This window comes from Arthrobacter sp. Soil762 (genome assembly GCF_001428335.1).
Lineage (GTDB): Bacteria > Actinomycetota > Actinomycetes > Actinomycetales > Micrococcaceae > Arthrobacter.
The window spans coordinates 315,022-334,413 of sequence record NZ_LMSG01000020.1 but is presented as its reverse complement, the minus strand read 5'-3'; the positions used below and the strand labels follow the sequence as shown (position 1 = coordinate 334,413).

19 protein-coding genes and 3 pseudogenes are annotated in these 19,392 nt (G+C 65.7%); 8 read left to right on the top strand and 14 right to left on the bottom strand.

Annotated features, from left to right (window positions below; all coding sequences use genetic code 11):
• Positions 1-134: 134 nt before the first annotated feature.
• Together ASG77_RS17755 and ASG77_RS17750 are read right to left on the bottom strand one after the other, a co-directional pair.
• Positions 135-395, bottom strand: a complete 261-nt coding sequence (locus ASG77_RS17755) for a hypothetical protein (protein ID WP_056347941.1) — start codon at positions 393-395, stop codon at positions 135-137.
• A 102-nt stretch (positions 396-497) separates the two neighbouring features.
• Positions 498-710, bottom strand: coding sequence for a hypothetical protein (locus tag ASG77_RS17750; RefSeq protein ID WP_056347939.1), 213 nt, complete (start codon positions 708-710; stop codon positions 498-500).
• 491 nt (positions 711-1,201) lie between these two features.
• Here ASG77_RS17750 and ASG77_RS17745 point away from each other — a divergent pair, with 491 nt between their 5' ends.
• Together ASG77_RS17745 and ASG77_RS17740 are read left to right on the top strand one after the other, a co-directional pair.
• Positions 1,202-2,800, top strand: coding sequence for an MFS transporter (locus ASG77_RS17745; RefSeq protein ID WP_056347937.1), 1,599 nt, complete (start codon positions 1,202-1,204; stop codon positions 2,798-2,800).
• A 247-nt stretch (positions 2,801-3,047) separates the two neighbouring features.
• Positions 3,048-4,127, top strand: a complete 1,080-nt coding sequence (locus ASG77_RS17740; protein ID WP_056348002.1) for an FUSC family protein — start codon at positions 3,048-3,050, stop codon at positions 4,125-4,127.
• On the opposite strand, the gene ASG77_RS17735 is transcribed toward ASG77_RS17740, so the two are convergent.
• Together ASG77_RS17735 and ASG77_RS17730 are read right to left on the bottom strand one after the other, a co-directional pair.
• A complete protein-coding gene (locus ASG77_RS17735) occupies positions 4,093-4,860 on the bottom strand; it encodes an SDR family NAD(P)-dependent oxidoreductase (RefSeq protein ID WP_056347936.1) in 768 nt (255 codons plus the stop codon). The genes ASG77_RS17740 and ASG77_RS17735 overlap by 35 nt on opposite strands.
• A gap of 18 nt (positions 4,861-4,878) precedes the next feature.
• Positions 4,879-5,235, bottom strand: a complete 357-nt coding sequence (locus ASG77_RS17730) for a VOC family protein (protein ID WP_056347934.1) — start codon at positions 5,233-5,235, stop codon at positions 4,879-4,881.
• Positions 5,236-5,362: 127 nt separating this feature from the next.
• Between ASG77_RS17730 and ASG77_RS17725 the strand changes: the two genes are divergently transcribed.
• Both ASG77_RS17725 and ASG77_RS17720 read left to right on the top strand, forming a co-directional pair.
• Entirely contained in the window at positions 5,363-5,782 is a 420-nt protein-coding gene (locus ASG77_RS17725; protein WP_056347932.1) for a YciI family protein, read from the top strand.
• A 33-nt stretch (positions 5,783-5,815) separates the two neighbouring features.
• Complete coding sequence (locus ASG77_RS17720) at positions 5,816-7,063, top strand: RNA polymerase sigma factor (RefSeq protein WP_056347929.1); 1,248 nt, start codon at positions 5,816-5,818, stop codon at positions 7,061-7,063.
• Positions 7,064-7,086: 23 nt separating this feature from the next.
• Here the strand turns inward: ASG77_RS17720 and ASG77_RS22290 are convergent.
• From ASG77_RS22290 to ASG77_RS17680, 10 genes and pseudogenes are all read right to left on the bottom strand, one after another.
• Positions 7,087-7,554: pseudogene (locus ASG77_RS22290) on the bottom strand (IucA/IucC family C-terminal-domain containing protein); the annotation flags it as partial.
• Positions 7,555-7,566: 12 nt separating this feature from the next.
• A pseudogene (locus ASG77_RS21520) lies at positions 7,567-8,016 on the bottom strand (GNAT family N-acetyltransferase); the annotation flags it as partial.
• Positions 8,013-8,534 (bottom strand): annotated as a pseudogene (locus ASG77_RS17715) (alcaligin biosynthesis protein); the annotation flags it as partial. The pseudogenes ASG77_RS21520 and ASG77_RS17715, both read right to left, overlap by 4 nt.
• A 356-nt stretch (positions 8,535-8,890) precedes the next feature.
• The gene (locus ASG77_RS17710; protein ID WP_056347928.1) at positions 8,891-9,220 is read right to left on the bottom strand and encodes a GNAT family N-acetyltransferase; all 330 of its coding nucleotides are present in this window, start codon (positions 9,218-9,220) and stop codon (positions 8,891-8,893) included.
• A complete protein-coding gene (locus ASG77_RS17705; RefSeq protein ID WP_082576131.1) occupies positions 9,217-10,590 on the bottom strand; it encodes an acyltransferase family protein in 1,374 nt (457 codons plus the stop codon). Before ASG77_RS17705 ends, ASG77_RS17710 begins: the two co-directional genes overlap by 4 nt.
• A 62-nt stretch (positions 10,591-10,652) precedes the next feature.
• A complete protein-coding gene (locus tag ASG77_RS17700; protein ID WP_056347926.1) occupies positions 10,653-11,057 on the bottom strand; it encodes a DUF1304 domain-containing protein in 405 nt (134 codons plus the stop codon).
• 36 nt (positions 11,058-11,093) lie between these two features.
• The gene (locus ASG77_RS17695; RefSeq protein ID WP_056347923.1) at positions 11,094-11,960 is read right to left on the bottom strand and encodes a class II fructose-bisphosphate aldolase; all 867 of its coding nucleotides are present in this window, start codon (positions 11,958-11,960) and stop codon (positions 11,094-11,096) included.
• Positions 11,960-13,426 carry a GntP family transporter gene (locus ASG77_RS17690; RefSeq protein ID WP_056347920.1) on the bottom strand — a complete coding sequence of 489 codons (1,467 nt, stop codon included), beginning with the start codon at positions 13,424-13,426 and terminating at the stop codon, positions 11,960-11,962. The genes ASG77_RS17695 and ASG77_RS17690 overlap by 1 nt, the downstream gene beginning before the upstream one ends.
• Before the next feature lie 148 nt (positions 13,427-13,574).
• Positions 13,575-14,474 (bottom strand): NAD(P)-dependent oxidoreductase, encoded by a 900-nt coding sequence (locus ASG77_RS17685; RefSeq protein WP_056347918.1) that lies wholly within the window; start codon positions 14,472-14,474, stop codon positions 13,575-13,577.
• A 30-nt stretch (positions 14,475-14,504) separates the two neighbouring features.
• Complete coding sequence (locus ASG77_RS17680) at positions 14,505-16,004, bottom strand: four-carbon acid sugar kinase family protein (RefSeq protein WP_056347914.1); 1,500 nt, start codon at positions 16,002-16,004, stop codon at positions 14,505-14,507.
• Positions 16,005-16,148: 144 nt separating this feature from the next.
• On the opposite strand from ASG77_RS17680, the gene ASG77_RS17675 reads away from it, so the two are divergent.
• The 4 genes from ASG77_RS17675 (at position 16,149) to ASG77_RS17660 (ending at position 19,305) form a co-directional block, all read left to right on the top strand.
• On the top strand, positions 16,149-16,853 hold the full coding sequence (locus tag ASG77_RS17675) for a FadR/GntR family transcriptional regulator (protein WP_056347912.1): 705 nt from the start codon (positions 16,149-16,151) through the stop codon (positions 16,851-16,853).
• Positions 16,854-16,958: 105 nt separating this feature from the next.
• Entirely contained in the window at positions 16,959-17,168 is a 210-nt protein-coding gene (locus ASG77_RS17670) for a dodecin (RefSeq protein ID WP_056347910.1), read from the top strand.
• A gap of 253 nt (positions 17,169-17,421) precedes the next feature.
• On the top strand, positions 17,422-18,243 hold the full coding sequence (locus tag ASG77_RS17665) for an aldo/keto reductase (protein ID WP_056347908.1): 822 nt from the start codon (positions 17,422-17,424) through the stop codon (positions 18,241-18,243).
• A gap of 90 nt (positions 18,244-18,333) precedes the next feature.
• Positions 18,334-19,305 (top strand): aldo/keto reductase, encoded by a 972-nt coding sequence (locus ASG77_RS17660; protein WP_056347906.1) that lies wholly within the window; start codon positions 18,334-18,336, stop codon positions 19,303-19,305.
• Positions 19,306-19,392: the final 87 nt, after the last annotated feature.

The following is a 19,392-nucleotide window of genomic DNA, read 5'->3' as shown; positions in this document are numbered from 1 at the left end:
CTCAACCACGCCAATCGTGGCTCTGAACGACACGATCCGTGATCTGGGCAGGTGGCTCTGGAGCGCACGGCAGGTGGCTCCCTTGGAAGCCAGTATTCAGTCAGGTCAGATGCGCGTCGTCAGCGGGGGTGTTGCTAGGACGAGTGCGGCATCTGCGGGCGTCCGGTACGGTGCACGGCCGTCACTGCAGCTTCCTGGCCCACGCGGCCGTGGCCTGCGCCCCGCTCCTTGGGGTGCCGGCGCTTGCCGTTTCCGTCCGGCCAGTGGCGTTCGCCGGCCATCGCCGTAGTCACCGCAATGGTGGCCGGGTCCGGCATGGACGGGGTGGCCATGGCTGCCGCGAGATGGTCCGCGACCTCCGGTTCGATCTTTGTTCCAGCATGTTTTTCAGCCATTTTTTCTTCCTTCCGCAATGAAATGAAGTGGTTACCAATGGTCCGCAATGAAATGAAGTGGTTACCCAATGGTAGGTCTGGCGTGCTGTCCTGGCGCTGGATTTACCAGCGGACCTTCTTCTCTGCCGGGCCCTGCTTGCCGCTGACATGGGTGGGCTTGTGGTTCTTGCCGACGCTCTGCAGCCCGGAGTCGCCGCCCCTGGATTTGCTGGCCAGCATGGCCCGCTGCGCTTCGGTCAGCCCCGCCCGGATGCCCTTGGCTTCGGCATCGTCCTGCGCGGATTCGGGCTGGCTGGGAGTGTTGTTTTCAGTCATTTGGTGGAACCTTTCTGAGGAGAACCAGTGTGTCTGACGAGATCAGCATGGACGGGGCCGGTGGTACCAGGCCGCAGGCGTCCGCCTACTCAAGAATCAGTGTTCCCATGAATCAACAATAGGCAGTTTCAGGCTCGGTTGTGAACCCCCGGTTTCCGGCCTGTACATGGGGCACGGTGGCGGCCGGAACTGGTGCCCGAACGGCCGTGGCGGCCGTCACTTTTCCGCGCGAATCAGGGGAAAAATGGCACAAAAAATGGGTCGTGAACAAAAAGATTCGGTAACGATGGCGGCGAACCGTCCGAATCCCAATGATGACGGGGCGAGAGCAGCCAAAAGAAATCGCTGAAAACCGCTGGAAACCCTCTCTAAGGAAGGCACTTTACGGTATAAAACTCTCATTTGCCATGGAATCCGCGTAAAATTGAAAGCCTGCCCAGAGCGGGGCAGCTACAAGTCGCAAGCAAATGACCTCCATAGGAGTCGCCCAAATGCCCACAGACCGAAGCACGACCGACTCTTCAGCAGGCGTGGACAACGCCAGCCGACCCAACGAAGCAGCACCAAATAACGCACTCCCAAGTGCGCGTAAACCGAAGATCCTTGCTCGCCGCAGGCTCAAAGAGTCCGACGTGAACGTTGTAAACCAGCCCATGCTGAAAAAAGCGCTCGGCGGAACCATCGTGGGTAACACCATGGAGTGGTTCGACGTCGGCGTATTCGGCTACCTGATCACCACCATGGGACCTGTCTTCCTTCCCGAGGCCGACAAGTCCGTCCAGACGCTGTTCCTGCTTGGAACGTTCGCTGCCACCTTCATTGCCCGTCCACTCGGCGGTGTTGTGTTCGGCTGGCTCGGCGACAAGATCGGGCGGCAAAAAGTACTCGCCGCAACACTGATGATTATGGCTGCCAGTACGTTCGCCGTCGGGCTGTTGCCCGGATACGCCCAGATCGGCATCTGGGCCGCTGCGCTGCTGGTAATCCTGAAGCTTGTACAGGGCTTCTCCACCGGCGGTGAATACGCAGGCGCCACCACATTCGTGAGCGAATACGCCCCCGATAAGCGCCGTGGATTCTTTGCAAGCTTCCTGGACATGGGCAGCTACCTTGGCTTTGCCCTGGGTGCGGCGCTGGTTTCTGTCCTGCAGTTGACCCTTGGCCAGACCGCCATGGAGGAATGGGGCTGGCGCATTCCCTTCCTGGTTGCAGGTCCGCTGGGCCTCATCGCCATCTACTTCCGGAACAAGATCGAGGAATCCCCTCAGTTCCAGGCCACTCTCGACGCCCAGGAAACCATCGGGCAGGACGCCGCAGCAGCTGACGTGGACGCCGCGAAGGGTCCCTTCGGAATCGTCAAGGCCTACTGGCGCTCGCTCATCGTGGCCATGATCCTTGTCGCCGCAGCCAACACCGCCGGTTACGCCTTGACGTCGTACATGCCGACGTACCTCACCGAGTCCAAGGGCTACGATCCCGTCCACGGAACGCTGCTGACCATCCCCGTGTTGGTCATCATGAGCCTCTGCATCCCCCTGACCGGGAAGCTGTCTGACCGGATCGGCCGCCGTCCCGTGCTGTGGATCGGCGCCATCAGCACCGTGGTGCTGGCAACCCCGGCGTTCCTCCTGATCGGCATCGGCGACGTCTGGTCAACGCTGGCAGGCCTCTCGCTGATCGCCTTCCCGGTGACGTTCTATGTTGCGAACCTCGCCTCGGCATTGCCCGCGCAGTTCCCGACAGCCAACAGGTACGGCGCCATGGGCATCGCCTACAACTTCGCCGTGGCGATCTTCGGAGGCACCACCCCGTTCATCGTTGCCGCGCTGATCACGGCGACCGGCGATGACATGATGCCGGCCTACTACCTCATGGCGACTTCAGCCATCGGAGCCGTGGCCATCTACTTCCTGAAGGAATCAGCCCAGCGTCCGCTGCCCGGCTCCATGCCCAGCGTGGACACGCAGGCAGAGGCACGGGAACTGGTTGCCACCCAGGACGAGAACCCGCTGATTGACCTGGACGACATGCCGTTCGAATCCCAGGACGTCACCGATGCCGCGGCCACTAAGGTTCCGGCCGGAGTCTAAGCAAGCAACGCACTGCAACAACAAACCGGCCTGTCCGGGCCGTCTTGTAGCCCGCGCTCAAAGGCCCGTCCCGCGCGCTTTCCTTGGGGGAAGCACGCAGGGCGGGCCTTAGCCGTGCCTGGCAGTTTCCTCCGGCCGCGCCCAAGCGACGCCGGCCCCAGCGACGCCCTGTGACCCAGCTAATGGTGAGCAATCCGGGCTTCTGCTAATTTTCGAACAAGGGCTTGATTGATAGGTGGTGTTGGCTGTGCGCAGAGTCATGGCCCATGCCCGCACCCTGCACGCTCTGGGCCCGGCGAACAACGACCGGCTCTCGGCCGTGCGGGTTGCCCTCAGCGTTGCAGTGCCCTCCCTTGTGCTCCTGGCCATCGGCCGCCCCGAGCTGACCATTTACGCGGTATTCGGTGCCCTGACCGGCATGTACGGACGCTCGGAATCCCACCAGCTTCGCCTCAAGCACCAGGCGCAGGCTGCAGTGGTCCTGGTCAGCGGCATCACGGTGGGTGTGTTCCTGTCCGTCAACCACATCCACTCCTGGTGGCTGGTGCTCGTGGAGGCCGTGCTGGCCGGTGCCGGTTCCCTGTTCTCCGACAAGGTGCGGCTCAAGCCCAACGGACCGTTCTTCGGCATCCTGGCATTAGGCGCCTGCGCCTCGGTCCCGACGAGCGTGCCGTTCCTGACGGCCGTGCTGATCGGTGCGGCCTCGGCCGCGTTCTCGATCCTGGTGGGCTTCGCAGGCTGGCTGCGGGTCCGGGCCTGGGAGGCCGGCGCGGTGCGTGATGTTCCGCGCCTCGGCAGTAAACTCCGGCAGGCCGCGCTGGTCCACGCCGCCCGCTATGTCCTGGCCGTCGGTGCCGCCGGAACCTGCGGCGTCCTGAGCGGCAGCGGCCACCCGCACTGGGCCATGGCCGCGGCCGCCGTCCCGCTCGCGGGGGCCGACCTGCCCAGCCGCGTCCACCGCGGGATCCACCGCATCGTGGGGACGTTCGTCGGTTTGGCGTTGGTCGCCGTCGTACTTTTCCCGGGGCCGTTGTCCCCGCTGCAGTATTTCCCCGGCCACACTGCCGCCGTGCTGGCGCTGCTGGTGATCGCATTCCAGTTCCCCACCGAACTGTTCATGGCGCGGCACTACGGCTGGGCCATGGTCTTTTTCACGCCGGTGATCCTGCTCATGACGCAGCTTGCCGCCCCCATGGACCCGGGCCTGCTGGTCACCGAACGAGCGGTTGAGACGTTTGTGGGCGCCATGATCGGTGTCGCCGTGGTGGTGGCCGTCCGCGCACCGTGGAAGGCTACTGTTTCGGGCGTCGCGGCGGCCCGGACGTAAACCGCGCCGGCAGGACGCGCGAGATAGCGGCGACCAGTTTGTAGCGTTTGGTGGGGATCGAAACGCCCTTCCCGCGGGCGTTATCGGCGAGGCCCTCCCGGACCACCTGGTCGGCCCGCAGCCACAGCCAGTGCGGGGCGACCGACTTGTCCATGCCCATGCGGTCATGGAATTCGGTGTGCGTGAATCCGGGGCACAGTGCGGTGACGTGCACGCCTCTCGGTCCGTAGGCAAGGTTGGCCCAGCGGCTGAAGCTGACCTGCCAGGATTTCGCGGCCGAGTAGCTGCCGCGGTTGGCGAAAGCCGCGACGCTGGCCACGTTGATGATCCGGCCTGAATGCCGTTCCAACATCCCCTGCAGGGCCGCATGGCAGAGCTCCATGGGCGTCTGCACGTGCAGGCGCAGGTGCCTTCTCTCGTCCTCCAAGGAATTGCTTTCGAACGAATGCAGCAGCCCGATGCCCGCATTATTTACCAGGACCTCAACCGGCCGCGCAGCGTCCGTGAGGCGCCCGACGACGGCTGCCACCCCGGCGTCGTCCGTCAGGTCGGCGGGCAGCACCTCAGTGGAAACGCTGTAATCACGCTCGAGTTCGTCAGCGATCTGCTGGAGCCGGGCGGCGTCGCGGGCCACCAGCACCATGTGGTGGCCTTCCTGCGCAAGCTGGCGGGCGAACTCCGCTCCCAGCCCTGCGGTTGCCCCTGTTACGAGCGCGGTGGTGGGTGTCTCCATGCGCCCAGACTAGCCGTGTTACGGCGCAGGCGGCTGGTGCAGGCCGAAGGTTGAGCCCTGATCGTCCGTGCAAAGCATGAATCTTCCGTACTCCGCCGGGTCCTCGTCGCCCAATTCCGCGCTGTCCGTCGAGCCCCCAAGTTCACGCACCCGGGCCAGGGCGGCGTCCATGTCGTCCACCCGGAAGAACAGGTAAGGCACCGCGCCCTTGTCGCCGCCGTGCAGCCCGCCGGGGATGCCGGGGGTACCGATTATGGACCCGCCCTCATCGGACGGTCCGGGGCTGAAGTCCCAGCCGAAGAGCGCGCCGTAGAACGCCCTGCCCCGTTCGGGATCTTCGACGCCGATTTCAAAGAACGCTGGTTCGCCGGCCATGGTTTCTCCTTTTCACGTGGTCCCTTCAGAATAATCCTCCGGTTTGTGTCGATCGGGCCTCGCGCCGTTCGACCTATGGGTGAGAAGGTCGAAGGGCGACCTTCCACAAACCAAGGAGAAGATTGAGATGGCCAAGTACATGCTGATCATGCGGGAAACCGACGAGTCCCTCGCGAAGTTCACGGACGTCGACTTCGACGAGGCGATGAACGCCATGGGCAAGTTCAATGACGAACTGATCCGCGCCGGCGTCCTGCTGGCGGCCGAGGGCCTGGAGGATCCGAAGGAGGGCGTTGTGGTCGACTTCACCGGCGAAACACCCGTGGTCACCGATGGCCCCTACGGAGAAACCAAGGAACTGTTCGGCGGCTTCTACATCCTCGATGTGGCCTCGAAGCAGGAAGCCATCGAGTGGGCGAAGCGGGCGCCGCTCACGGCCGGCCGCAAGACCGAAATCCGCCGCGTGCCTACCATCGACGAGTTCCCGCAGGACAACGAATGGATCCAGAAGGAACGCGCCTGGCGCGAGCAGACCGGGCAGCTGTGACCGGGCAGCTCTGACCAACAGATCTGACCGTTAATGAGCGGTGCTGAGGCGCGGGGCGCCGTCGAGGCAGTGTGGCGGATGGAATCTGCCCGCATCGTCGGCGCCCTGGCCCGCTATACCGGCGATTTCCCGCTGGCCGAGGATCTCGCCCAGGAGGCGCTTGCCGAGGCACTCGTCTCCTGGTCCGTCAACGGGGTACCCGCCGAACCCGCCGGCTGGCTCCTCACTACAGGCCGCCGTCGTGCGATTGATACCTTCCGCCGGCGGGCGGCACGGGATGAAAAGTACGCCCTGCTGGCCAGCGACCTCGCGGCGGAGGAGCCAGGAGCGGACGCATTGTTCGACCCCGATGCGATCGACGACGACGTACTCGCCCTGATGTTCATCTCCTGCCATCCGGTGCTGGCCAAGGAAGCCCGGATCGCGTTGACGCTACGCGTAGTGGGCGGCCTGGGCAGCGACGAGATTGCCAGGGCTTTCCTGGTCCCGGTGGCGACGATCCAGGCACGCATCACCCGAGCCAAGAAGACGCTGGCCGCCGCGCAGGTGCCTTTCGCGGTGCCTGAGCCGCAGGAGCGGACTGAACGGCTCGGCTCGGTGCTCAACGTCATTTACCTGATCTTCACGGAGGGATCGTTTGCCTCGGGCGGCGCGGAGTGGATCCGCACGGACCTGGCCGGCGAAGCCCGCCGCCTGGCCCGGGTGCTGGTGCGGATCTCGCCGGAGCCCGAGGTGTTCGGACTGATTGCGCTGATGGAACTCACCGCTGCGCGGTTCCCGGCCCGGCTCGACGCGTCGGGCCGCCCGGTGCTTCTGGAAGACCAGGACCGACGGCGGTGGGACCAGGCCGCGATCCGGCGCGGACGTGCGGCCCTGGCCCGGGCCGCGGGATCCGGACGCGGGTTGGGTGCGTACGGTCTCCAGGCTTCCATCGCTGAGTGCCACGCGGTGGCTCATTCGGTTGCTGAGACGGACTGGCAGCGGATCGTCATCCTCTACGAAGCCCTCGGCCGACTGGCCCCCTCCCCCATCATCGAACTCAACCGTGCGGTGGCCGTCGCGATGGCCTCCGGACCGGCCCAGGGACTGGAGCTGGTGGAGGCAATCCCCGAACGCGGCGAACTGGCGGGCTCGCACCTGCTCCCCGCAGTCCGAGGCGAGATGCTCACCCGGCTCGGCCGGCGTGGCGACGCACGGTCCGCGCTCCTGCAGGCCGTTGCGCTGTGCGGGAACGCCGCCGAGCGGGCAGTGCTGGAGCGCAAGCTGGACGAGCTCGGCTGACCCCGGGCTGTGGCTCGGTCCACAGCGAACCTGGCGAGCGGGTTGGCGAGCCGGCCGGCCATCTGCAACCCGCCGGACGGGTCCGTGAGGTCAAGCATCTGCTGGTTGTTCCACAGCTGCAGCCGGTTAAGGCACGACAGTTCAAAGTCAGCGGCGAACAGATTGTGGCGGGCGAACTGGTCCGCCAGCTCCGGGTGTTCAGCCTGGTAGTCCTTGATGACCCGCGCGGCCGTGCCCCAGAACTCCTCCTCGCCGAGTTTCCCGTCCTCCACCAGCAGGGCACCGAGGAAGCGGAAGATGCAGTCGAACACATCCGTAAAGATGGCCAGCACCTTTTCGCCGTCAGGGATATCAACCTGGATCCTCGATACCTCCTCGGGCAGGTCCAGCCGGCGCCCCATCACCACGATTTCCTCGGCGATGTCCTTCATCACCGCACGGACGGGCACACCGTTATCCAGCACCAGGATTACATTCTCGCCATGCGGCAAGGTGACCACGCCCGCCGGCCGGAAGCCCAGCCGCTCGTTGAGCACATGGATCTTGGCGTTCCTGGCGTCCGGTTCCACCACCACGCGTTCAACGCCTGGCTTTTCGAACAGCCGCTCCAGCACGGCGTCCATCACCGCGGCCGTGTACCCCGGTTGGGGATCTCCCGACGGCGGCGCCACCAGCAGGTGCATGCCGATGTCGCCGTCCTGCACGGCATAGATCGCGGCCAGCGGCGAGGCTGCTGGCAGGTATTCCTCCATCAGGAAGACGGGGACGCCGTCGTCGTTGATCCCCAGCAAGGCGTGGTGATGCCCCGTTGCCTGGATTTTCGAGTATTCCTCCACAACCCCGTCAACTGTGGCGGACAGCATCTCCCAGAACGACGCATACGGCTGGGTCACCCAGCTGTGGAGGAGGGGTGCGTCGGCAACGGCGTCAACACAGCGGAACGTGAAGCTCATGCGGACACCTCCACGGTCTGGGTGGGAGCTGGCTCGGCGCTGAGTCCGGCCGGACCGGAGACTGAACCGGAGACCGGACCGGCAGCAGTTGGAACACTATCCGGCGCGCCGAACTGCTGGAACGCGATGCTGTGCTCCACGGGATAGACCTCGCGGCCGGTGATCTCGCGCAGGATGCACGAGTTGCGGTATGCGGCCATGCCGAGGTCCGGGGTGACAAACCCGTGCGTGTGCAGCTCGGCATTCTGGGCGAAGAGTTCGCCGGGTTCGACGCCGGTGCTGTAGTTGCGTGCCACGGCGAACCGGCCGGCGGAGTCCCTGGCGATCCGGCCCTGGATGCCCGCCAGGAAGCCCGGCTCCCGATAGGTGTAGCCGGTGGCCAAGACCACGGCGTCGCTGTCCAGCACGTAGTCGGTGCCCTTTTCCTCGTGCCGGAGCTGCAGGGTGTGGGACCCGGCGGCCGGATCCCACGCAGCGCCGGTCAGCGAAGAATGGGTGAGGAGTTGCGTGTTGAACAGATGGTTGGTGGCAGCGAGGGCAAGCTCCACGCGGGAGCCAAAATCCTGTCCGGGCAGGGCATGGCCCACCTGGTTCTCATCCACGTACATCTCATCAACACGGGGCAGCAGGGGCACGGTGGTCATCCTTAGTTTTGACGTTGAGGCTCTTTAGCAAGGTAAGCCTTACTTAGGTAAACCTTTTCGTCAAACTTTAGTGACCTATTTATCTTTAGCCGCGGGAATACGGGCGTTCTTCAGGTCGCGGGCGCATCATTGACTGGCCCCGATCGCGAATCGGGTGCAAAATACTCCGCGCGAACGGACACCTGAGGCCCTCCGGAGGGAGTTTCCGGAGGCTTAAATGACCGTTCGTACTAGCTATCCGGCCAGTCGATGTGCTGTTCGTAGCCCTCGTGGGCACGGAGGTAGCCGGAGATGAACGGGCAATGCGGGATGATCCGTTTACCCGAAGCCACCACGTCGTCCAGCGCGAAGTGAGCCAGCACCTTGCCCAGTCCCTGGCCCTTGAAGTCCTCGACGGTGTCGGTGTGGAGGAAATCCACATGTCCGGGCAGGTCCCGGAAGAAGGACTGGACGGCGACCTTTCCGCCCACCCGTAGCTCGTAGCGGTGATGCTCGTCATCCCTGGACAGCGAGACGTCGGGGCTGAACTTGTCCTCTGTGGAAATCATGTTCTCAGTCATGGTTCGACATTGGCACTACTTGGCCCCGCTGGCAATGGCCCGTCAGACTGGCTGTCATCGTGGGCGACGCGTTCGGCGCCGACATCGCCGGGGCCACGTTCGGGCATCCGGCCCAGCAGCAGGACGGCCAACACAAAGCATGCTGCGCCGCCTCCGAGCAGGCCCAGCGTCAGGCCGTTGAGGGCAGCGTCCGCCACCGGAATGAAGACGACGACGGCGGCCGTCACCACCGCGGCGGCGGGCCGGCCGCGGGTGTGGACAGACGCCGTCGGACGTTCCTCAAGGTGGCCGAACGCGGCCAGCACCGGGAGCAGGAGGGCCACAACCCCCAGGAGGACGAGCGGACGGGCCCACCACCATTCGGCGGTGCCGGCCGCGGGCTTGGGGAAGTCGGTGAGGAGCAGGAGCCCGGACATGGCCGCGAGCAACGGCAGGTGCCACAGGTACACGGTCATGGAGCGGCGGCCGGCAACCATGACCAGCGCGCGGATCCAGCGCACGCCGGAAACCCAGCCGAGCCCCGGCCGGAAAAGCTGGAGCGCGGCAGCCTGGGACACGCCCAGGAGCAGCAGGCAGAGGTTGGGCGGGTTGAGGTTGACCAGCATATTTCCGGAGTAGAGACCCAGGCCAGTGACCAGCCCGAGCACCAGGTTGGCTGCCAGAATGAGCCCCACCAGGCCGGAGCGCGTGAGCCTGGCGAAGTAACCGTCGGCCACCAGGAAACCAAGCTGCTGCACGGCGCACCATAGGAAAACAAGATTTGCGTAGGCGAGCATCGGGAGGGCTCCGCGGAAGCAGTCGACCGCCACCACGAGGGTCGCCAGGACGGCAATGGTCAGCCAAGGCGCGCGGTCGTGGAACCGGGCCAGGAGCGGGATGTTGAGCTGGGCTGCCAGGTAGGCGGCAAGGAACCACAAGGGCATGCCGGCCCCTGTGGACATCAGCTGGACCACTTGGGAGTCCACGCCGAGCAGGAGCGCGGCCCAGAAGCCCAGGAACATTACCGCCAGGAGGGCCGCCGCCGGGCGGACCAGGCGCAGCAGCCGGGCCTGGGCAAACTCGACGCCAGTACCGCCGCGGGCCTTCAGCCGCTGCCAGGACTGGAGGCCGGTGGTGCCGCCGGTTACGAAGAACAGCGGCATCACCATAAAGATCCAGATGACCGGCACGAACCAGGGCTGATCTCCCAGCGTATTTTCGGAGGTCACGGTGCCGTTCCGTTGCAGGACTGGGCTGACCATCATGCAGTGGCCCACCACCACCAGGGCCAGGCAGACGAAACGGACAAGGTCGATCACGAGGTCGCGCTGGACCGCCTGCTCACCCTGCGGGGTTGAACCCCTCACACCACTCACGTGCAGTCCCAACATGCGCCGATGCTGCTGTTGACTCAATTGTCCGCCCGCGATGCGCTCCCGGCCAGAAGCGTCAGTCAGCCAGCAACGGCCAGCAACCCAAGCACGACGGCGAGCAACGGCGTCGTGCCTTGCAGAACCGCGGCGCGGAGGTATTTTTTCCCGCTGAGTGCCAGCACCGCGGCAGCCAGCAGCATGGAGCCGCAGCAGCTGAAGATCAGCGTCCAGCCCACCACGTGCTGCGCCGAACCGTCCGGGCCAAGCGCCACGCAGCCCACCCCGATGAACGCGCCGATGGCCAGGAACAGGTTGTAGAAACCCTGGTTGTAGGCGAGGGGTTTGGTGGTCTCGGCGTCGGCCTGGGAGGCGAGGCCGAAGCGTTTCCAGGTGGCCGGCGTGGTCCAGGTGAGGGACTCCATGGTGAAGATGTACACATGGAGCGCGGCGGCGAGGAAGGCAAAAAGCAGGGAGGCCAGGATCATGTGCCGATCCTAGCCTCCCCAAAACCCAAAAGAGCGTCAGCGGGTGAGCATGCCCAACGCCGACGTGGCGAATTCCCTGGCCGACGTGTTCCAGTGGCCCAGCAGGCCCTGGAGGTTCTCGCCGTCGGCCCGATGCGCCGTCAACTGTTCCTGGAGCGTGGACAGCACGCCGGTCCGAAGCTCGGTATTGAAGTTCACTTTGCCCACGTTCATGGCGGCGGCCTTGACCAGCTCCCCCGCCGGAATGCCGGACGCGCCGTGGAGCACCAGCGGGATGTGGGTCCGGACCGCAATGTCCTGCAGGACGTCCCAGCGCAGCTGCGGCTCGCCCTTGTACTTGCCGTGGACGTTGCCCACGGCCACGGCCAGCAGCTGTGCGCCGGTCCGTGCCACAAAGTCCTCCACCTGGGCGGAGTCCGTCAGGCCGGCCACGGCCACACCGGCCGGGTCGCCGCCGGTTTCTTCGGAACCGAAGGCCCGGTCCTCGTCGCCGGCCAGGCCGCCGAGTTCCGCTTCAAGCACGACGCCGGCACCCAGCACAGCGCGCGCCTCACGGACCAGCGCGATGTTGTCCTCATACGGGAGGGACGAGCCGTCCGCGAGGACCGAATCCGCCCCCGCGGCGATGGCGTCGGCCATCACCTTGAGGTCCGTCGCGTGGTCCAGCTGGACGGCCACCGGAACGGATGCGGCGTCTGCCAGCCCGCGGAGCGCGGCGATCAGGCGGAGGCCGTTGGACGTGCCGGCCGTCTTGGGGGCCACCAGCAGGATGACCCCGTGGCCCGCGTCCTCGGCAGCGCCCACAACAGCCAGGGCGGTGGTGAAGTCGTAGCACGTGAACGCCGGAACGGCGGAGCCCTGCTGGAGGGCGGCGGTGACGAGGTGGTCGAGTCGGGTGCGCATCAGACGCTCAGGCCTCCCACGAGGATCCAGGCCACGTAGGTCAGGACGAATCCGGCCACGCCCAGGACGGTAGTGAGGACGGTCCATGTCTTGAGGCCGTCCGAGACGGTGAGGCCGTAGTAGCGCACCACGGTCCAGAAGCCGGCGTCGGTCACATGGGACAGGCCCAACGAGCCGAAACCGATGGCGATCACGATGACGGCGATCTGCGCCGGCGAGTAGCCGCCTTCCATCACGGCGGAGGTCAGCAGGCCGGTAGTGGTGACGATGGCGACGGTTGCCGAACCCTGGGCTGCACGCAGTGCCAGGGAGATCACGAAGCCGAGCACAATCACCGGCAGGCCCAGATGGTCCAGGGTCTGGGACAGCGCGGCACCGATGCCGGAGGTCCGCAGGACCTCACCGAACACGCCGCCGGCCGCGACAACCATCAGGATGGACGCGATGGGAGGCAACGCGCCTTCGAAGATCTCGCCGGTTTCCTTCAGCGACCAGTTGCGGCGGACCGCCAGCAGGAAGAAGGACAGGGCAACGGCCACCAGGAGGGCGAAGAACGGGTTGCCGATGAACGCAGCGAGGCCGTACCAGGAGTTGTCCTTGGGGATGGTGAGCGTGCCCAGGGTGCCGATGAGGATCTGCACGATCGGGGCGGCGATGAGGAAGATGATCAGGGCCGGACGCGGCGGGGCGATGCCTACGGCGCCGGGGCCTTGATGGCCGACCTTGACCAGGGACTCGGAACCGAATTCGTCCACCTGGGCTTTGACGCCGGGGAGGAGCTCGTACTCCTTGCGGTTCATGATGCTGGCAACCCAGTAGGACAGGAATCCGAGCGGGACGCAGATGAGCAGCGAGATCAGCGTGATGAGCCCGATGTCGGCGCCGAACACGCCGGCGCCTGCCACGATGCCCGGGTGCGGCGGCACGGCGACGTGGATGGAGAGCATAATGCCGGCCATCGGCAGGCCGAACTTGACCGGGTGCACGTTGGCGATCTTCGCAAAGGCGTAGACGATCGGGACGAGCACAATGATGCCCACCTCGAAGAACACGGGGATGGCCACCAGGAAGCCGACGGCGGTCAGGGCCACGGCGACGCGCTTGGCGCCGAGCTTCTCGGTGAAGTGCGCGGCCAGCGACTGGACGCCGCCGGAAACCTCGATCATCCGGCCCAGGACGGCGCCGAGCGCGATCAGCAGGGCTACCTTGCCCATTGTTCCGCCCACACCGGTGGCGACGACGGTGAAGACGTCCTTCAGCGGGATCTGCGAGGCCACGGCCACGGCGATGCTCACGGTCAGCAGGGCCACAAAGGCCTGGATCTTGAAGCGGATGATCATCACCAGCAGGACGGCGATGCCGATCGCCGCGATGGTGAGGAGCAGCGGAGTACCCAGCTCCACCGCGGGCTTGATGGCGGGGGCGTCGGCCGCCCGCACCATCAGCGAGTTAGTCAGGGGGTTCATTGCGGTGTCTCCTTCGACAAGCCAGTCTTCCAGAAGACGGGCTGGCGGGCGCTGTTTCTTGTGCTTTGTGAACGCTGGAAGATACGACGACGGCGGAGGGGGGACCGCCGTCGTCGTACGTTTTTTGGGGGTGCTTTAGCCGGGCTGCCTAGGCGGTGCGCTTGGTGGGCGCGACAACCTTGATGACTGCGGAATCGTCGGCGGCGGCAAGGCCCTGGGCCTGGCCCAGGAGGTACAGCTGCTCCGCGGCGGCGGCAACGGGGGCTGCCAGGCCTGCGGCGCGGGTGGCCTTGCCCACGATGCCCATGTCCTTGACGAAGATGTCCAGGCGGGACAGGACCTCGGCGCCTTCCTCGGTGTAGGCCTCGAGGATGCGGGGGCCGCGGTTGGAGAGCATAAACGAACCTGCCGCGCCGGCTTCGAGGGCTGCGAGGGTCTTGGCCTGGTCCAGGCCGAGCGCGTCGGCGAGGGCCATGGCCTCGGCGGCGGCCGCGATGTGGATGCCGCAGAGGAGCTGGTTGACGGTCTTGAGGGCCTGGCCGTCGCCGGGCTTGTCGCCCACCACGGTGAGCGTGGAGGCCAGCAGTTCGAGGGCCGGGCGGGCCTTCTCCTGGGCCTCGAGGGAAGCGCCGACCACGATCAGCAGGTCGCCTTCGCCGGCGCGCTTGGGGCCGCCGGACAGCGGCGCGTCCACGAGCTCAACGCCGTATTCGGCGAGGCGTGCCACGGTGGCGGGGATGACTTCTGTGCCCACGGTGCTGCCCAGGATGACGACGGCGCCCGGCTCCAGCACGGAAGCCACGCCGTTCTCACCGAAGAGGACATCGTTGAGCTGCTCGCCGTTGCGGACCGCCAGGAGCAGGGCGTCGGCGCCCTTGGAGGCTTCCCGGGCGGAGGCGAAGGTGCGGATGCCGGCTTCTTCGGCGAGCTTCAGGCGCGGCTCGGCGATGTCAAAGCCGTGAACGGTGAGCTCGCTGGCCAGTCGGGTGGCCATGGGCAGGCCCATGGCGCCGAGGCCCAGGACGGTGATGGTGTAGTTGCTGGTCATGGTGTTCTTCCTTGAATACTGGCGGGACTGTCAGAAAGTGTTGCTGAGCTTGCGGGTGACGTCGGCGAGGGACTGGTCGTCGCCCACGTTGCCGGCGAACACGATGTACGGGATGCCCTTGGCGGGGCCGTCCACCGGCTCCCAAAGGGAGACGATGCCCGGCAACATGGGACCGCGGACAATGGCGTGGCGGATTTCCAGGCCGTGGGCGGCGACGTCGGAGGACGTGATGCCGCCCTTGGCGATGACGAAGCGCGGCGGGAAGGTCTTGAGGGTCCGGTTCACCACGGCGACGACGGCGGCGGACACCGTGCGCGCGATCCGCAGGCTCGCTGCGGCGTCCTCGGTCTTGATGAGCAGGCGGCTGGTGTGGACGATGACATCTCCCCCGCGGAGTGCCTCCACGACGGTGTCAACCGTCTGGTCGAGGTGGGCGTCCCCGGCGCCCGTTTCGGTTTCGGCGGCGACTAGCTTCTCGACGTCGATCTCCACAATGCGCGCGGCGCTGTGCTGTTCGGTGAGGGCCTTGAGCTGGCGGGTGGTGACGCCCACGTGGGAACCCACCACGATCAGGCCGCCGGCCTCGGACGGGGTGTTGCCGGCGTAGGCTTCAGCGCCGGTGAGCTCGGTGCGGATTTCCTGGCCGATCCGGGCGCGGACAAACGGCGGTCCCACACGGTAGAGGAGCTTCTTGCCGCGCCGTTCGGCTTCTTCCAGGCCCAGGGACAGGGCGCGGAGATCGTTCTCGGTGACGATGTCGGCGACGATCGGCGTGGAGTTGGTGGCAGGCTCGATGGCCTCGGCGATGGCCTTGGCGGTGATCTGCGGATCGGCAGAGGCCCGGATGATGTTCAGGTCCAGGACAATCACGGATTCCGCGGCGAAGCGGCCCTGCGACTTCTCTTCCACGTATTTGGTCATGTCCGAGTTGGCGAAGCCGAAGCTGGCGTCCTTGGCGAATTCGGTCTCGGCCACGGGGGTGAGCTTGCCGGCGGCGTCCCCGGTGCCGCGCATGTAGTGCACGCCGCCGATGGTCACGCGGCCGGCGTCGGGGAATGCCGGCACCAGCACAACGCCGTCGGTGGCTTCTCCGCTGACGTCGGCAACAGTGGCCGCAATGACGTCGGGCTCCAGCGGGTAGTGGCCACGGAGCGTGGAGTCGCTGCGGCTCACGAACCCCAGCCGCAGGCTCGAACCGGCACTGGCATCTGCGGAACCGGCGGCGGCCAGTGCGTTGCGGACCACTTCCTCATTGCGGGCCGCGGCTTCTGCGGGGTCCAGGCTGCGGGTGTTGGTCAGCACGTACACGGCGGGCTTCGCCTGGCCAAAGGCCCAGATGAAGTCCTCCACTTCCCAGCGGGTGAGCACGGGCAGATCCGCAACGGATTGCGTACCGGTGGGGTCGTCGTCGAGCACTACGAGCATCCGGGGGGTCTCCGCGCTGGACGCGGCGACGGCGTCGGCAACCAGGCGGGCGGGAATCCTGACTTCGGCCGGGAAGGTGGCCAGGATGTCTGCTTCAAGCGTCACAGTGCACTCCGTTGTGTGGAAATCTAAGTATTGACGTAACTGTAAGATGTCTGACATCTAACATTTCAAATAGTGTGGCACAGGACATACAAACGCGCAAGTAGACTTGTCAGACATATCTGGCGACGCCGCAAGGGGGACGTAATGGCACGGAAATCATTGGTGGGCGTTGTTGCCGACGAACTCCTGGACCGGATTATTGCCGGGGACTTTCCACCAGGATCCAGCGTGCCCGGCGAGCTGGAACTCAGCGCCAGGCACGAGGTAAGCCGGATGACGGTGCGCGAGGCCATGAAGACCCTGGAAGCGCAGCGGATCCTCAGTGTGGAACGCGGCCGCGGCACGTTCGTTAACCCGTTGAACCGTTGGGCTTCGCTGGAAGCTGTCCTGCGCGCCGCGTCAGAGGGACAGAACGAAGCCGCCGCCTCCGTGCAGCTCATTGAACTGCGCCGAATGCTTGAAACCGGGGCGTGCGAACTCGCGGCGGCCCGGATCAGCGACGCCGACATCCAGGCGCTGTTCGGCCATGTAGCGGCGATGCGGGCCGCCCATAAGGTCAACGACATCGCCGCCTTCGTGGAGGCTGATCTGGCATTCCACGACCTGATCCTGCGCGCCTCGGAGAACGTTTTTGTGGCGGTCCTTTTCGCACCGCTGCACCGGGTGCTGGAAAAGCGCCGGGCCGAAACATCGGCCGTGCCAACCATCCAGGAGCACGCCATCGGACACCACCAGAACATCGCCGAGGCACTGGAATCGCGTAGCCCGAGCAGGTCGCGCGAAGCCATGGACCTGCACATGCAACAGACCCTGGATGACCTCAAGAACCTGGTGCTCGAAGCGCCCTGACCAGAGTCCACTCCGAAGTATTGGCTCTGGCCACGCTTCAGAAGTGCCACTAGTGTTCAAGAACGGCCCGCAACCGGGAATCGAAGGCGATCACGAGGAGCGAAGTTGTCCAACCACACGTACAGCATTACTGAAATTGTCGGCACCTCCGAAGAAGGCGTGGACGCGGCAGTCCGCAACGGGATCGCCGAGGCCGCCAAGACCTTGCGCAACCTGGACTGGTTCGAGGTCAAGGAAATCCGCGGTCACCTCGAAGACGGCAAAGTTGCCGACTGGCAGGTACGGATCAAGCTCGGTTTCCGCCACGAAGGCTGACCCTTCCAAGGTCTGAACAGTGATGGCCGCGTCCTTTGGGCGCGGCCATCACTGTTCAGCCATTCGGCATGGCCCTGCCAGGCACTTCCCACAACGAAGGTAGGACTGCTGGTCCTAGGAAAAACAGGGACACGGTCAAGGACTGACTATCGGCGCGAAAGTGCATAGGCTCGTACCGGAGCAGTTCCCGAAAGCGGTTTCCTGCCGGGCATCCCGAGCCAGGAACCATCCTTCAGCACTACGAGGAGTACCCATGTCAGAAATCTCGCTGAACAACGGAGTCACTATCCCCCAGCTCGGCTTCGGCGTTTTCCAGGTTCCGCCGGAAGACACCCAGCGGATCGTTGAGGATGCCCTGGCAGCCGGCTACCGCCACATCGACACCGCCGCGGGATACCGCAACGAAGCAGGTGTGGGCGCTGCCATCGCAGCCTCGGGCATTCCGCGCGAGGAGATCTTCGTGACCACCAAGCTCCGCAACGGCGATCAGGGCCGGGCCTGGGACGCATTCCAGGACACCCGCGAGGCGCTGGATCTTGACTTCGTGGACCTCTACCTCATCCACTGGCCGGTCCCGTCACAGGGGCTCTACGTCCAGGCTTGGAAGGAACTGGAGGCCCTGTATGCCGCCAAGGCGATCCGTGCCATCGGCGTCTCGAACTTCCTCTCCGACCACCTGGACACCCTGCTCGAGTCCACGGACGTCGTACCCGCCGTGAACCAGATTGAACTGCACCCCAGCTACCAGCAGGCCAAGCTAGCCGCCAAAAGCCGTGCCCTCGGGATTGCGGTGGAGGCCTACAGCCCGCTGGGGCAGGGTGGGGACCTCAACGGAAACGCCGTCACCGCCATTGCGAAGGCACACGACGCCACCACGGCGCAGGTGATCCTGGCCTGGCACCTGGCCGCCGGCAACATCGTCATCCCCAAGTCGGTTAACCCGTCCCGTATCCGCGAAAACTTCGGGGCTGCGTCCCTAACGCTGACCGATGACGAGCTCGCCTCCATCACCGCCCTCGAGCGGGGCGCGCGCATCGGTTCCGATCCCGCCGTCGCCGCTTTCACACAGCTGTAGCCAACGCTGACCGAGCCTGCCGGCACCGATTCCGGCGGGCTCGGTCACCGGGTTCCGCCACGTCCAACCACCAGCGAAGGATCCCTCCGTATGCAGTACACGCACCTGGGCCGTTCGGGCCTGAAAGTTTCCCGGCTTTGCCTGGGCACCATGAACTTCGGCCCGCACACCGACGAGGCTGACGCGCACCGCATCATGGATTCGGCCCTGGACGCCGGCATCAACTTCTTCGACACCGCCAACGTCTATGGCGGACACGGACACCGGGGCTGGACCGAGGAAATCATCGGCCGCTGGTTCGCGAAGGGCGGCGAGCGCCGCGAACGGACCGTCCTGGCCACCAAGCTGTACGGCACCATGACCGAACGCCCCAACGAGTCCAAGCTGTCCGCGCTCAACATCCGGCGCGCCCTGGACGCCAGCCTGAAGCGCCTCCAGACGGACTACATCGATGTGTACCAGTTCCATCACGTTGACCGGGACACGCCCTGGGACGAGATCTGGCAGGCCATCGAAGTGGCCGTCCAGCAGGGCAAGATCCTCTACTCGGGCAGCAGCAACTTCGCGGGCTGGCACATCGCCCAGGCACAGGAAGCCGCCCGCCGCCGGAACTACACCGGGCTGGTCAGCGAGCAGTCCATCTACAACCTGTTCCGCCGCGAGGTGGAGCTGGAGGTCATCCCCGCCGCACAGCAGTACGGACTGGGCCTGATCCCGTGGTCGCCGCTCCAGGGCGGGCTGCTGGGCGGCGTCCTGAAGAAGGAACGCGCCGGCGTCCGGCGCACCGAAGGGCGCGCCGCAGAAACGCTCAAGCAGCACCGGGACCAGATCCAGCAGTTCGAGGATCTCGCGGACGAACTGGGGCACGAACCCGGCGACATCGCGCTCGCGTGGCTGCTGCACCAGCCTGCTGTCACCGCACCGATCGTGGGGCCGCGCACGCAGGAACAGCTCGACGCCGGCATCCGGGCGTTGGACGTGACACTCGCCGCCGACGCGCTCAAGCGACTCGACGACATCTTCCCGGGCCACCGGCCGGCACCGGAAGACTACGCATGGTGAATCCATAGGATTCCGCGGCCGACACCGTGGCACCACGGAGCATCCTCTTCCTAGCGGCACCGGGGTAATCAGCGCCGCAGCGGCGGA

Bases quoted from the DNA above. Each gene is read 5' to 3' on its own strand.
- ASG77_RS17755 (WP_056347941.1), bottom strand. From the start codon at position 395: ATGGCTGAAAAACATGCTGGAACAAAGATCGAACCGGAGGTCGCGGAC.
- ASG77_RS17750 (WP_056347939.1), bottom strand. From the start codon at position 710: ATGACTGAAAACAACACTCCCAGCCAGCCCGAATCCGCGCAGGACGAT.
- ASG77_RS17745 (WP_056347937.1), top strand. From the start codon at position 1,202: ATGCCCACAGACCGAAGCACGACCGACTCTTCAGCAGGCGTGGACAAC.
- ASG77_RS17735 (WP_056347936.1), bottom strand. From the start codon at position 4,860: ATGGAGACACCCACCACCGCGCTCGTAACAGGGGCAACCGCAGGGCTG.
- ASG77_RS17730 (WP_056347934.1), bottom strand. From the start codon at position 5,235: ATGGCCGGCGAACCAGCGTTCTTTGAAATCGGCGTCGAAGATCCCGAA.
- ASG77_RS17725 (WP_056347932.1), top strand. From the start codon at position 5,363: ATGGCCAAGTACATGCTGATCATGCGGGAAACCGACGAGTCCCTCGCG.
- ASG77_RS17720 (WP_056347929.1), top strand. From the start codon at position 5,816: ATGAGCGGTGCTGAGGCGCGGGGCGCCGTCGAGGCAGTGTGGCGGATG.
- ASG77_RS17710 (WP_056347928.1), bottom strand. From the start codon at position 9,220: ATGACTGAGAACATGATTTCCACAGAGGACAAGTTCAGCCCCGACGTC.
- ASG77_RS17705 (WP_082576131.1), bottom strand. From the start codon at position 10,590: ATGTTGGGACTGCACGTGAGTGGTGTGAGGGGTTCAACCCCGCAGGGT.
- ASG77_RS17700 (WP_056347926.1), bottom strand. From the start codon at position 11,057: ATGATCCTGGCCTCCCTGCTTTTTGCCTTCCTCGCCGCCGCGCTCCAT.
- ASG77_RS17695 (WP_056347923.1), bottom strand. From the start codon at position 11,960: ATGCGCACCCGACTCGACCACCTCGTCACCGCCGCCCTCCAGCAGGGC.
- ASG77_RS17690 (WP_056347920.1), bottom strand. From the start codon at position 13,426: ATGAACCCCCTGACTAACTCGCTGATGGTGCGGGCGGCCGACGCCCCC.
- ASG77_RS17685 (WP_056347918.1), bottom strand. From the start codon at position 14,474: ATGACCAGCAACTACACCATCACCGTCCTGGGCCTCGGCGCCATGGGC.
- ASG77_RS17675 (WP_056347912.1), top strand. From the start codon at position 16,149: ATGGCACGGAAATCATTGGTGGGCGTTGTTGCCGACGAACTCCTGGAC.
- ASG77_RS17665 (WP_056347908.1), top strand. From the start codon at position 17,422: ATGTCAGAAATCTCGCTGAACAACGGAGTCACTATCCCCCAGCTCGGC.
- ASG77_RS17660 (WP_056347906.1), top strand. From the start codon at position 18,334: ATGCAGTACACGCACCTGGGCCGTTCGGGCCTGAAAGTTTCCCGGCTT.